The sequence below is a fragment of the Streptomyces anandii JCM 4720 genome, assembly GCF_014650655.1.
In the GTDB taxonomy this organism is placed as follows: domain Bacteria; phylum Actinomycetota; class Actinomycetes; order Streptomycetales; family Streptomycetaceae; genus Streptomyces; species Streptomyces anandii.
The window spans coordinates 188,258-201,388 of the sequence record NZ_BMVJ01000009.1 but is presented as its reverse complement, the minus strand read 5'-3'; the positions used below and the strand labels follow the sequence as shown (position 1 = coordinate 201,388).

The 13,131-nt window shown below is 73.0% G+C and carries 10 protein-coding genes; 4 read left to right on the top strand and 6 right to left on the bottom strand.

What is annotated here, in order from left to right:
- Positions 1 to 6: 6 nt before the first annotated feature.
- From IE249_RS18370 to IE249_RS18350, 5 genes are all read right to left on the bottom strand, one after another.
- Complete coding sequence (locus IE249_RS18370) at positions 7 to 1,605, bottom strand: acyl-CoA carboxylase subunit beta (RefSeq protein WP_189705912.1); 1,599 nt, start codon at positions 1,603 to 1,605, stop codon at positions 7 to 9.
- Positions 1,602 to 3,308, bottom strand: a complete 1,707-nt coding sequence (locus IE249_RS18365) for an acyclic terpene utilization AtuA family protein (protein ID WP_189705911.1) — start codon at positions 3,306 to 3,308, stop codon at positions 1,602 to 1,604. Before IE249_RS18365 ends, IE249_RS18370 begins: the two co-directional genes overlap by 4 nt.
- On the bottom strand, positions 3,305 to 4,120 hold the full coding sequence (locus IE249_RS18360) for a TIGR03084 family metal-binding protein (RefSeq protein ID WP_189705910.1): 816 nt from the start codon (positions 4,118 to 4,120) through the stop codon (positions 3,305 to 3,307). Before IE249_RS18360 ends, IE249_RS18365 begins: the two co-directional genes overlap by 4 nt.
- 104 nt (positions 4,121 to 4,224) lie before the next feature.
- Entirely contained in the window at positions 4,225 to 5,202 is a 978-nt protein-coding gene (locus IE249_RS18355; protein ID WP_189705909.1) for an EamA family transporter, read from the bottom strand.
- A 244-nt stretch (positions 5,203 to 5,446) separates the two neighbouring features.
- On the bottom strand, positions 5,447 to 8,440 hold the full coding sequence (locus tag IE249_RS18350; RefSeq protein WP_189705908.1) for an FAD-binding and (Fe-S)-binding domain-containing protein: 2,994 nt from the start codon (positions 8,438 to 8,440) through the stop codon (positions 5,447 to 5,449).
- Between the two features lie 145 nt (positions 8,441 to 8,585).
- Here IE249_RS18350 and serC point away from each other — a divergent pair, with 145 nt between their 5' ends.
- On the top strand, positions 8,586 to 9,704 hold the full coding sequence (serC, locus tag IE249_RS18345; protein WP_189705907.1) for a phosphoserine transaminase: 1,119 nt from the start codon (positions 8,586 to 8,588) through the stop codon (positions 9,702 to 9,704).
- A 318-nt stretch (positions 9,705 to 10,022) separates the two neighbouring features.
- Here the strand turns inward: serC and IE249_RS18340 are convergent, their stop codons facing one another.
- The gene (locus IE249_RS18340) at positions 10,023 to 11,078 is read right to left on the bottom strand and encodes a WD40 repeat domain-containing protein (protein ID WP_189705906.1); all 1,056 of its coding nucleotides are present in this window, start codon (positions 11,076 to 11,078) and stop codon (positions 10,023 to 10,025) included.
- An 88-nt stretch (positions 11,079 to 11,166) separates the two neighbouring features.
- On the opposite strand from IE249_RS18340, the gene IE249_RS18335 reads away from it, so the two are divergent.
- The 3 genes from IE249_RS18335 to IE249_RS37705 all read left to right on the top strand — a co-directional run.
- Positions 11,167 to 11,856, top strand: a complete 690-nt coding sequence (locus IE249_RS18335) for an SGNH/GDSL hydrolase family protein (protein WP_189705904.1) — start codon at positions 11,167 to 11,169, stop codon at positions 11,854 to 11,856.
- Positions 11,857 to 11,943: 87 nt separating this feature from the next.
- Positions 11,944 to 12,537: a Uma2 family endonuclease gene (locus tag IE249_RS18330; protein WP_189705903.1), complete on the top strand. Its 594-nt coding sequence runs from the start codon at positions 11,944 to 11,946 to the stop codon at positions 12,535 to 12,537.
- A 66-nt stretch (positions 12,538 to 12,603) separates the two neighbouring features.
- The coding region (locus IE249_RS37705; protein ID WP_229858768.1) for an aldo/keto reductase at positions 12,604 to 13,131 on the top strand (528 nt) is incomplete at its 3' end.

Sequence of the window (13,131 nt, the reverse complement as noted above, 5' to 3'; positions counted from 1 at the left end):
GTTCCCTCACATCCGGAAGACGCCGAAGCCGCCGCGGGCGCCCTCGCAGGGGGCGGTGTGGACGGCCGACAGGCACAGGCCGAGCACGGTGCGGGTGTCGCGCGGGTCGATGACGCCGTCGTCGTACAGCCGCCCGGACAGGAACATCGGCAGCGACTCGGACTCGATCTGCTGCTCCACCATGGCGCGCAGCGCCGCGTCCGCCTCGTCGTCGTACGGCTGTCCCTTGGCCGCCGCCGACTGGCGGGCCACGATCGACAGCACGCCCGCGAGCTGCTGCGGCCCCATGACGGCCGACTTGGCGCTCGGCCAGGCGAACAGGAAGCGCGGGTCGTAGGCCCGCCCGCACATGCCGTAGTGCCCGGCGCCGTACGACGCGCCCATGAGCACCGACAGGTGCGGCACGCGGGAGTTGCTGACGGCGTTGATCATCATCGCGCCGTGCTTGATGATGCCGCCCTGCTCATACTCGCGGCCGACCATGTAACCGGTGGTGTTGTGCAGGAACAGCAGCGGGATGTCGCGCTGGTTGGCGAGCTGGATGAACTGGGCCGCCTTCTGCGACTCCTCGCTGAACAGCACGCCCTGGGCGTTGGCGAGGATGCCCACCGGATAGCCGTGCAGGGTGGCCCAGCCGGTGGTCAGGCTGGTGCCGTACAGCGGCTTGAACTCGTCGAAGTCGGAGGCGTCGACGATCCGGGCGATCACCTCGCGGGGGTCGAAGGGGATCTTCAGATCGCCGGGAACGATGCCCAGCAGCTCCTCGTTGTCGTATTTGGGCGGCTTCGCGAAGGGGGGATCGGGATGGGCCTTGCGGTGGTTGAGACGGGCGACGACCCGGCGTGCCTGCCTCAGCGCGTCCCGTTCGTCCACGGCGAAGTAGTCGGCGAGTCCCGACACGCGCGCGTGCATCTCCGCGCCGCCCAGGGACTCGTCGTCGCTCTCCTCCCCGGTCGCCATCTTCACCAGCGGCGGCCCGCCGAGGAACACCTTGGCGCGCTCCTTGACCATGATCACGTGGTCGGACATGCCGGGGACGTAGGCGCCGCCCGCGGTGGAGTTGCCGAAGACGACGGCGACGGTCGGGATGCCGGCCGCCGAAAGCCGGGTCAGATCGCGGAAGATGGCGCCCCCGGGGATGAAGATCTCCTTCTGGGACGGCAGATCGGCCCCTCCGGACTCCACCAGACTGATGCAGGGCAGCCGGTTGGCGAGCGCGATGTCGTTGGCCCGCAGCGCCTTCTTCAGGCTCCACGGGTTGCTGGCCCCGCCGCGCACGGTCGGGTCGTTGGCGGTGATCAGGCACTCCACGCCCTCGACGACGCCGATGCCGGTGACCAGCGAGGCGCCGACCGCGTAGTCGCTGCCCCAGGCCGCCAGCGGCGACAGCTCCAGGAAGGGCGTGTCGGGGTCGAGCAGCAGCTCGACGCGCTCGCGGGCGAGCAGCTTGCCGCGCCGCCGGTGCCGTTCGACGTACTTCGGGCCGCCGCCCGCGAGTGCCTTGGCGTGCTCGGCGTCCAGTTCGGCGAGCCGGGCGAGCATGGCCTCGCGGTTGGCCCGGTAGTCGGGGGAGCCGGTGTCCAGGGCGGAGTCAAGGACCGTCACAGGAGGGCCTCCGGGATGTCCAGGTGGCGGGAGCGCAGCCATTCGCCGAGCGCCTTGGCCTGCGGATCGAAGCGGTACTGGGCGGCGACGCCCTCGCCGAGGATCCCCCCGGCGACGAAGTTGAGCGCGCGCAGATCCGGCAGCACGTGCCGGGTGACGGGCAGCGCGCGGCTCTCGGGGATCAGCTCGCGAAAGCGGTCGGCGGTCAGCTCGTGTGCCAGCCACCGCCAGGCGTCATCCGAGCGCACCCACACGCCCACGTTGGCGTCCCCGCCCTTGTCCCCGCTGCGCGCCCCGGCGACCAGCCCGAGCGGGGCACGGCGCGTCGGCCCGGGCGGCAGCGGCGCGGGCAGCGGCGGCCCGGGCACCTCCTCCAGTACGCGCGCGTCCGGCGCCGGGGGCACGGCGATACGCCTGCCGTCGTGGAGGACGGCCACATGCTCCACCGCGTCCTGCGGGACGTAGTCGGGCTCGAAGACGCCGTAGGGCGCGCCCTTGCCGGGCGGTGCCAGGACGTGGAAGCCGGGATAGCCGGCCAGCGCCAGCTCCACCGCGGCCCCGCTGAACGCCCGCCCCACGGGTTCGGCCTCCCGGTCCCGCACGACCAGCCGGAGCAGCGCGCTCGCCCTCTCCTCGGTGTCGGCGTCGGGCCGGTCGGTGCGCACCAGGTCCCAGCGGACCTCGTCCGGGGCGGACTTGGCGGCGCCGAGCGCGTCCTGCATCTGCCGGCGCACGAGCTCGGCCTTGCGTTCGACGTCGAGCCCGGTGAGGACGAAGGTGACCTCGTTGCGGAAGCCGCCGAGGCGGTTGAGGCCGACCTTCAGGACGGGCGGCGGGGCCTCCCCGCGCACCCCTTCGATCCGCACCCGGTCGGGCCCGTCCTGGGTGAGCCGTACGGTGTCCAGCCGGGCCGTCACGTCCGGCCCCGCGTACCGGGCACCCGCCGTCTCGTACAGCAGCTGCGCGGTCACCGTGCCGGTGTCCACGACACCGCCGGTGCCGGGGTGCTTGGTGATGACCGAGGTGCCGTCGGCGTGGATCTCGGCGAGCGGGAAGCCGGGACGGCGCAGCCGGTCCAGGGCATGGTCGGCGAAGAAGGCGTAGTTGCCGCCGGTGGCCTGCGCCCCGCACTCCAGCACATGCCCGGCGACGACGGCGCCCGCGAGCCGGTCGTACTCCCCGGGCCGCCAGCCGAAGTGGGCGGCCGCGGGCCCGGTGACCAGCGCCGCGTCCGTCACCCGTCCGGTGACGACCACGTCGGCGCCCGCGCGCAGGCACTCGGCGATGCCGAAGCCGCCGAGGTAGGCGTGGGCGGCGAGGCTGTCCGGGTGGCGGGCACGGAGGTCGTCGCCCTCGACATGGGCCACGCGCACCGGGATGCCGAGCCGTCCGGCGAGTTCCCGCACCCGCTCGGCCAGCCCGGCGGGGTTGAGCCCGCCGGCGTTGGCGACGATCCGCACGCCCCGCTCGTGCGCGATGCCCAGGCACTCCTCGAGCTGGCGCAGGAAGGTGCGGGCGTATCCGGCGGCCGGGTCCTTCAGCCGGTCCCGGCCGAGGATGAGCATGGTCAGCTCGGCGAGGTAGTCGCCGGTGAGCACGTCCAGCTCGCCGCCGGTGAGCATTTCGCGCATGGCGTCGAAGCGGTCGCCGTAGAAGCCGGAGGCGTTGCCGATGCGCAGGGGGCGCGCGGGACTCCCGGTCATCGGGCCGCCTCCTGCCCGGCGCCGCCGCCCGGCTTCGGTGCGCGTCCGGTGCCGGGCGGTCCCGCGAAGGCCTGTGCGATGTCGAGCCAGCGGTCGGCGTCGGAGCCCTCGGCGCGCACGGCCAGGTCGGCGCGGTGGGCGCGCTGGGTGACCAGGAGACAGAAGTCGAGGGCGGGCCCGGTCACCCGCTGCGCCGCGTCCTCGGGGCCGTACGCCCACAGCTCCCCTGAAGGAGCGTGGACCTCCACACGGAACTCCTCGGTGGGCACGGGCAGTCCGCGGGCCTGGAAGGCGAAGTTCCGCGCCCGCACCCCGATGCGCACCACATGCCGGAGCCGGTCGGTGGGTGTGCGGACCACACCCAGCGCGTCCGCCACGTCCTGGCCGTGCGCCCAGGTCTCCATCAGGCGCCCGGTGGCCATGGAGGCGCCCGACATCGGTGGCCCGTACCAGGGGAAGCGGGCGCCGGCCGGTGCCGCGCGCAGCGCCCCGTCGAGCGCTGCGCGCCCCTCACGCCAGCGCGCCAGCAGTTCGGCGGGAGGGAGCCGGGCACCCTCGTCGGCGCCCTGGTCGACGAAGGAGTCCGGCGCGGTGATCGCCTGTTCCACCAGGGCGCCGAAGCCCTCCCGGTCGGTCACGGCGAGGAGCGCGGACCGGTCGGTCCAGGCGAGGTGGGCGATCTGGTGGGCGACGCTCCAGCCGGCGGCGGGCGTGGCCAGCGCCCACTGCCCGGCGTCCAGACCGGCCACCAGCCGGTCGAGTTCGTCGCTTTCCTCGCGCAGATCGTCGTAGACGGGCGTCGGATCGGACATGGGGGGAGCATGGCAGCGCCGTAAAAAACAATCAAGCGTGCTTGCATGAATTTATGGAGGGCGGCGTGGCGCCGGTGCGCCGCGCCCTCCGGTGAGCTCGGAGCTCAGGCGTCCACCGGCGGCAGCGGCCGCTTCCCCCGGCCCACCTGGGTGCGTACCGCGCCCATGCTGGCCGCGATGACCAGGGCGATGGCGACGGCCTGGGTCGAGGTGAGGGTTTGGCCGAGGACCAGGAAACCGGCGGTGGCGGCGATGGCCGGCTCCAGACTCATCATGACGGCGAAGGTGGAGGCGGGCAGGCGGCGCAGGGCGAGCAGTTCGAGGGTGTACGGCAGTACGGAGGACAGCACCGCCACCGCCGCGCCGAGCCCGAACGTCACCGGGTCGGCGAGTTTCACACCCGACTCCACGATGCCCAGCGGCATGAACAGCACCGCGCCGACCGCCATCGCCAGCGCCAGCCCGTCGGCCTGCGGGAAGCGCCGGCCGGTGCGCGCGCTGAAGACGATGTACGCCGCCCACATCGCGCCCGCGCCCAGCGCGAAGGCCACACCGGCGGCGTTCAGGCTGCCGAAGCCGCCGCCGCTCAGCAGGAAGACACCCGCCAGGGCGAGCCCCGCCCAGACGAGGTTGAGCGCGCGGCGGGAGGCCACGACCGACAGGGCCAGCGGGCCGAGCACCTCCAGTGTGACCGCCGGGCCGAGCGGGATGCGGGCGACGGACTGGTAGAAGAGGCCGTTCATCGCGGCCATCGCGATGCCGAAGACGACGACCGTGCCCCAGTCGGCGCGCGAGTGGCCGCGCAGCCGCGGCCTGCAGACCAGCAGCAGGACGATCGCCGCGACCAGCAACCGCAGGGTGACGACGCCCAGTGCGCCCGCCCTCGGCATCAGCGTCACGGCCAGCGCGCCGCCGAACTGCACCGACAGCCCGCCCGCCAGCACCAGGCCCACGGGCCCCAGGGAGCCGAAACGGCCCGGCCCGCCGGACGGGGGCGCGGACGCGGGCGCGGGGTCCGGTACCGCGGCGGCCGGGGCCGGCGAGGAGGGGGCGGCGGCGCGGGAGGTGCTGGGGGTGCTCACGGGGCGGTCCAGGGCTGGCTCGGGGAGTGGGTGCGGGGCGCGCGCGTCCAGCGCGGTGTACTTCTGCGTCCAGGGTAATGGACTGCCGTCAGGTGCGTGAAGCCCTTATACAACTGACTCCGACCCCGGCGGCTCAGTACGTTCCGTACCGCGACTCGTACGGGTGGCGGCCGTACCGGCCGCCCGTCCGTACCGGCCGCCCGGGGAATCGGTTCACGGCGCTGGGTGTTCCCCGGCGAAGCTGTCAGCCGCCTTGGCGCCGGGGAGGGCGCGGGTCCTCGTCGAGCGCCTGCGCCAGCACCTCCGCCAGGTGCCGCCCCCGTACGTCCGCCAGCTGCTCCAGTTGCGTACGGCAGGAGTAGCCGTCCGCGAGGATCACCGTGCCCTCGGCGGACCGGCGGACCGACGGCAGGAGCTGTTCCTCGGCGCAGGCCGTGGAGACCTCCCAGTGGCCCTTCTCGAAGCCGAAGTCGCCGGCCAGACCGCAGCAGCCGCCGGACAGCTCGCCGGTCAGGCCCGCCGCCGCGCGCAGTCGCCGGTCGGCCGCGTCGCCGAGTACGGCGTGCTGATGGCAGTGGGTCTGGCCGGCCACCGGACGGTCCAGGCGGGGCGGCCGCCAGCCGGGGGCCTGCCGCTCCAGGGTCTCGGCGAAGGTCAGGACGCGGTCGGCCAGCAGCCGTGCGCGCGGGTCGCCGGGCAGCAGGTCCGGCAGGTCGGTGCGCAGCGCGGCGGCGCAGCTCGGCTCCAGGACGACCACCGGGGCGCCCGCCTCCAGCACCGGTTCCATCAGGTCCAGGGTGCGCCGCAGCACCGCGCGGGCACGGTCGAGCTGGCCGGTGGAGACGTACGTCAGTCCGCAGCAGACCCGGCCCCGGCCGCGCAGTACGGACACCGGGTCGAGGACCCGGCTCCTGCCGTCGCCCACGGGGGGCCGGCGCAGGCGCAGGGTGGGCGGCAGCGCCACCCGCAGCCCGGCCGCCTCCAGCACCCGCACGGCCGCGCGCCCCACGGCGGGTGACAGGTGCTCGGTAAAGGTGTCGGGCCACAGAACGACCAGCCCGCCGGCGCCGCCGGTCCCGGCCCGGTGGCCGGGCTCCTCCCCGCGCGGCCCCCGCCTCCGGCGCCACCAGCGGGTGAACGGCTCCGGTGCCAGACGCGGTATCCCTCTTTCGGGTGCGATCCCGGCCAGCCGCCGGGCCGCTGCCGCGAGCGGCCGTGCGGCGCTCAGCGCGTTGACGGCCGGCGCGGTCCGGGTACGCGCCACCCACCGCAACCACACCGGGAGCCACCCCAGCGCGTAGTGCGCGGCCGGGCGGCGCCGGCCGGCGTAGTGGTGGTGCAGGAACTCCGCCTTGTACGTGGCCATGTCGACCCCGACCGGGCAGTCGGAGCGGCAGCCCTTGCAGGACAGGCACAGGTCGAGCGCGTCGCGGACCTCCGTGGACCGCCAGCCGCCGGTGATCACCTCGCCGGCGAGCATCTCGTGCAGCAGCCGGGCACGTCCGCGCGTGGAGTGCTCCTCCGCGCCGGTCACGCGGAAGGAGGGGCACATCACGCCCGCGCCCGGGGCGTGGACCGTACGGCACTTGGCCACGCCGACGCACCGGCGCACGGCCGCCGCGAAGTCCCCGCCGTCGGCCGGGTAGCCGAAGGCCACCTCGACCGGCTCGCGGGGCAGCACGGAGAAGCGCAGGTTCGAGTCGAGGGGGGCCGGGCGGACCAGCATCCCCGGATTGAGCAGGTCGTCCGGGTCCCACACCGCCTTGGCCCGCTCGAACAGGGCGACCAGCTCGGCCCCGTACATCCTCGGCAGCAGTTCGGCGCGTGCCTGCCCGTCGCCGTGCTCCCCGGAGAGCGAACCCCCGTGCGCCACCACCAGGTCCGCGAGCTCCTCGGAGAACCGCCGGAAGCGGGCGGTCCCGGCCGGGGTCAGCAGGTCGAAGTCGACGCGGACGTGGACGCAGCCGTCCCCGAAGTGCCCGTACGGCGTGCCGCGCAGCCCGTGCCCGGCCAGCAGGGCCCGGAAGTCCCGCAGATACGCGCCCAGCCGGGCCGGCGGCACCGCGCAGTCCTCCCAGCCGGGCCACGCCTCGCTGCCGTCCGGCATCCGTGTCGCCGTGCCGCTCGCGTCCTCCCGGATCCGCCACAGGGCGCGCTGCGCGACGGCGTCCGTGACCACCACCGCGTCCACGGCTTCGGCCGCCCGCACGACACCCTCCGCACGCGCGTGTGCCTCGGCCGCCGAGTCACCGCCCGCCTCGACGAACAGCCAGGCGTCCCCGCGCGGAAGCCCCGCCGAGACGGACGGCACCAGGTCCCGGGCCATCCCCTCCACCGTCAGCGGCCCGAGCGGCAGCAGTCCGGCCGCCGCCTCGGCCGCGGCGCCCTCGTCGGCGTACCCCAGCACGGCCAGGGCCCGGGCGGGAGGCGTCTCCACCAGTCGTACGACCGCCTCGGTCAGCACGCCCAGGGTGCTCTCCGAGCCGCAGAAGGACCGCGCCACGTCGGCGCCCTTCTCGGGCAGGAGGGCGTCCAGCGCGTACCCGGAGATGCGGCGGGGCAGCTCGGGGAAGCCCGTCCGCAGCCGCGCCAGCTCCCCCTCCGCCAGCGCGCGCAGCCCGTCCGGGGCCCCGGCCCACCCCTGCCCGAGCCGCAGCCGCCGACCGCGCGCGGTGACCACGGACAGCTCCCGCACGCTGTCCGCGGTGGTCCCCCAGGCGACCGAGTGGGAGCCGCAGGAGTTGTTGCCGATCATCCCGCCGAGCGTGCAGCGGCTGTGCGTGGACGGGTCGGGACCGAAGCGCAGCCCGTGCGGGGCGGCGGCCTCCTGGAGCCGGTCGAGGACCAGGCCCGGCTGGACGACGGCCGTGCGCGCGTCCGGGTCGAGGGCGAGCAGCCGGTCCATGTGCCGGGTGAAGTCCAGGACGACTCCCGTCCCGGTGGCCTGCCCCGCGATCGACGTGCCCCCGCCACGCGCCACCACCGGCACCCCGTGCGTGCGGCACACCTCCAGCACGGCCGCCACGTCGTCGGCGTCCCGCGGCGCCACCACGCCCAGCGGGACCCGCCGGTAGTTGGAGGCGTCCATGGTGACCAGCGCCCGCGCGGTGACGCCGAAGTCGACGTCACCGCCCGTCAGGGCCCGGCGAAGCTCACGCGCCAGGCCGTCGGCGTCGACGTCGGCGTCGGCGTGGCTCGCGCGGTCCGCGAGGTTCCCGTCGCTCGAGAGATCGGTCATGCGTCCAGGATGCATCCGACCACTGACAGTGACGACGGCGAGGGCAGGGCTCGTAGCTCCGGACAGGGCCGCCGTCCGGCGGGACTCGTCTCATCGGACGGGACGCGTTTCCGTCCGGTTTCGCCGAAGAGATACCCTCCGGCTCGTGGCTGAGATCCAGATTCCTGACGACATCAAGCCCGCGGACGGCCGTTTCGGCGCGGGTCCCTCCAAGGTGCGGACGGAGGCGCTGGACGCCCTCGCCGCGACGGGCAAGTCCCTGCTCGGCACGTCCCACCGCCAGGCCCCGGTCAAGAACCTGGTCGGCAAGGTGCGCGAGGGCATCGGCCAGTTGTTCCGGCTCCCCGACGGCTACGAGGTCGTGCTCGGCAACGGCGGCTCCACCGCGTTCTGGGACATCGCGACGCACGGCCTGATCGAGAACAGGTCGCAGCACCTCACCTTCGGCGAGTTCAGCTCGAAGTTCGCCAAGGCCTCCAAGCTCGCCCCGTGGCTCGCCGAGCCGGACGTCATCTCCGCCGACCCCGGCACGCACCCCGAGCCGGCCGCCCGCGAGGGCGTCGACGTGTACGCCTTCACCCACAACGAGACCTCGACCGGTGTCGCCATGCCCATCAAGCGCGTGGCCGGCGCCGACGAGGGCGCCCTGGTCCTGGTCGACGCCACCTCCGGCGCGGGCGGCCTCCCGGTCGACGTCGCCGAGACCGACGTCTACTACTTCGCCCCGCAGAAGTCCTTCGCCTCCGACGGCGGCCTGTGGATCGGCGTGTTCTCCCCGGCCGCGATCGAGCGCGCCGAGCGCGTCCACGCGTCCGGCCGCCACATCCCGGAGTTCTTCAGCCTGCCCACGGCGATCGACAACTCCCGCAAGAACCAGACGTACAACACCCCGGCGCTGGCCACCCTCTTCCTGCTCAACGAGCAGCTGGAGTGGATCAACGGCCAGGGCGGCCTGGACTGGGCCACCGCCCGCACCAAGGACTCCTCGTCGCGCCTGTACTCCTGGGCGGAGGAGTCGAAGTACGCCACCCCGTTCGTCGCCGACCCGGCCAAGCGCTCGCGGGTGATCGGCACGATCGACTTCTCCGACGAGATCGACGCCGCCGCCGTCGCCAAGGTGCTGCGCGCCAACGGCATCGTCGACACCGAGCCCTACCGCAAGCTCGGCCGCAACCAGCTCCGCATCGCGATGTTCCCGGCGATCGACCCGGCGGACGTCGAGGCGTTGACGAAGTGCGTCGACTACGTCATCGAGAAGCTGTAGTCGCCCTCTCTCCGCTCGGACGAGCGAAGTGCGGGGTGGCTGGGGGCGATTGCACCGCCCCCAGCCACCCCGCCTTCACGTCACCACGTTCGCCGCCGGTCCGTCGCGGACAACTCACCGCACCGCCACGACGACAAGACCAGGATCCGGCAATTCCGTCGGCACGGCGTCGCCGTACCCGCCGAACGGCTCGAGTGGGGCGGAGACGTGTCGCTGGGGTTCCACCTCGAACGCCCCGCCTACCTCTGCCTGGCCCTGGTGACCTGCGCTCCCAACCGCGCGCGTCCAAACCTGCCGTGCCCCTTGGGCGAGGCCCCGTCAGCCGCGGCGCCTGAGTCGCCGTAGGCCGAAGACCGCGAGGGCCGCGAGGACCACGGCCACCGCGCCCGTCTTCAGGCCGCCGTCCAGGCCGCCGCCGCGCTTCGCGCTCTCGCCGGACGCCTGGGAACCGCCGCCGCCCGAGGGCGACTTGGCGCCGCCGGCGCCGCCGGGGGCGTCCTTGGCCTGTACGGGGCTGTCGGCGCCCTCGCTGCCGTAGAGCAGCTTCCTGCCGTCGATCGTGTACGTGACCGACTCGCCCTGACCCTGGAGCGGGACGTCGAGGGTGCCCTCGCGTTTGATCCGGCCGCCGTTCCAGTCGTAGTAGATGCCGCCGAAGTAGCCGCGCACGGCGAGCTGGGTGCCGTCCGGTGAGAAGGCGGCGTCGGTGGCCCAGAGGTCGACCGGGGCGATCGGGCGGAAGATGTTGGCGCCCGTGGCGGACAGATGGGCCGGGCCCTCGAAGAGGTGTCCGCCGTTCTCGTTCTTGTCGATGATGTAGACCCGGCCGGTCTTGGGGTGCACGACCAGGGACTCGGCGTTGCGGGCGCCGTCCGAGTACTTCACCACGTACTGCGTGGCCCGGATCGTCTGGTCCTTGAGGACCTTGGGCTCGGGCAGCTTGTAGATCCAGACGTAGGGCCAGGTGCCGCCCAGGTTGTCGCCGATGTCGCCGACGTAGATCTGGTTGCCGGGGCCCATGGAGATGGCCTCGGCGTCACGGGGCTTGCCGATCCCGCTGAGGGTGACCGTGGCGACCGTCTTCCCGGTCCTGCCGTCGACGGCGTAGATCTGGGGGCCGTAGCCGCTGTCGTTGTGGGTCCAGTAGATGCCGGGGTGCAGACGGGAGGCGGCCAGGCCGCTGGACTCCTTGATCCGGGGGTCCTCGATCGTGAAGCCGCCGTCCCCGCCGACGCCGTCGGCACGGGCGCCACGGGCGGCGGAACCAGCACTCGCACCGGCAGCGGCATCGGCGCTTGCACTGGCGGTCGTGGCGGGCGCGGCGAAGGCGCTCACGAGGAGGGCCCCGGCGAGGAGGGCGAGCGGTCGGCACATCCCTCAAGCCTGCCATCCCCGGCCGGGGTTCACTCGGCGTGGTGGGCCTCACATCGCACGCGGGGCCGTGATCGTCCATCATGAGCGGATGCTCAGGTTCATGCCCGTCGGTGACTCCATGACGATCGGCAGCGCGGGCGAACACACGTGGCGCTACCGGCTGTGGCAGCACCTGCGTGACACCTACGGCGGCCCGTTCACCCTCGTCGGCCCGCGCGAGACGCTGTACGACAAGGCGACGGACGCCCCCACGTCGAACGAGTACGCCGACGCCGACCCCGCCTTCCCGCGCGCCCACCTGGCCGGCTGGGGCGAGGGCTGGGGACACATGGCCCCGCTGATCGGCGACGCGGTGCGCGAGTGCCGCGCCGACGTGCTCCTGGTCTCGCTCGGCCTGATCGACCTGGGCTTCTACACCAACGCCGAGCAGACGGCGGAGAACGTGCGCGCGTTCGTGGCGGCGGCCAGGCAGGCCAACGCGCGCGTGCGGATGGTCGTGCTCCCGGTGATACCGAACGTCCGCGCCGAGGCCGACCCGCCCTTCGCCGCCCAGGTGACCCTCTTCAACGAACTGCTGGCCAAAACGATCGCCGACCTGGACGAGCCGCGCTCCCCCCTGCTGCTGGCGTCCCCGCCGCCCACGTACGACATCCACTCGGACACCTACGACGGCACCCACCCGAACACGAGCGGCGAACACAAGATCGCCGCCACCTTCGCGGACGCCATGCACCAGGCGTGGGGATTCGGACGTCCGTACACGGCCGGAACAAACTGACCGGTTTCCGGCGCAAGCTGGTCACCGTGCGTATCGTTGTACCGCGCGGCTGCACCCGTTCGTGGACAGCCGGGGAGGAGCGCGACCGTGACCGTCCTCGAAGACAGGATCGAGATGGCCGACGCCGAGACCAACGCCGAGCGTCTGGACGAGTGGTTCGAGCGGCTCGAGCGGATGCCCGTCCCCGAAGGGTTCAGGGTCGAGATCGTCGGGGGCAACGTTTTCATGACGCCACAGCGGGACACTCACTGGCAGATCATCCGCATGTTCTTCTGGGCCATCGAGGACAGGTTCGGGAGGAAGGCCAAGATCTTCTCTGACGTCCGCATCGACTTCCCGGGCCACCAGAACGGCTTCTGCCCCGATGTCGCCCTGCTCAGGGACTCGGCCAAGAAGGACGACAGAGGCCATTGGCGCTACGAGGACGTCCAGTTCGTCGCGGAGGTGATCTCCGAGGGGACGGCCGCCAACGACTACGGCCCCAAGCGAACCGCCTACGCCGAGGCCGGAGTCCCCGTCTACGTCATCGCCGACCCCTACCAGGGCCGGTGCCACGTCTACACGGACCCGAAGGACGGCGACTACGCCGATCCGACGAAAGTCGACTTCGGCACCGACATCGACCTCACCGGCACCGTCGTCGATCTCGTCCTCAAGACCGACGAGTTCCCCCGCGACTGACCGCCGTCCCCGGCGTCGCCAAGTGCCCTTGCCTCGAGTGCGCTCCAGGACGTTGGGTTGGGGAGCATGGAGTACACACAGCTCGGACGCACGGGTCTCAAGGTCAGCAGGCTCGTTCTCGGCACGATGAACTTCGGTCCGCAGACCGACGAGGCGGACAGTCACGCGATCATGGACGCGGCGCTGGACGCCGGGATCAACTTCTTCGACACCGCCAACGTGTACGGCTGGGGCGAGAACAAGGGCCGTACCGAGTCCATCATCGGCAACTGGTTCGCCAAGGGCGGCGACCGGCGCGACAAGGTCGTCATCGCCACCAAGGTGTACGGCAACATGTCGCCGGACAACTCCTCCGTCTGGCCCAACCACGACAAGCTGTCCGCGGTGAACATCCGGCGGGCCGTGGACGCGAGCCTCAAGCGGCTGCAAACCGACCACATCGACCTCTACCAGTTCCACCACATCGACCGCGCCACCGGCTTCGACGAGATCTGGCAGGCCATCGACGTCCTGGTCCAGCAGGGCAAGATCCTCTACGTCGGCTCCTCCAACTTCCCCGGCTACAAGATCGCCCAGGCCAACGAGGCCGCCGCC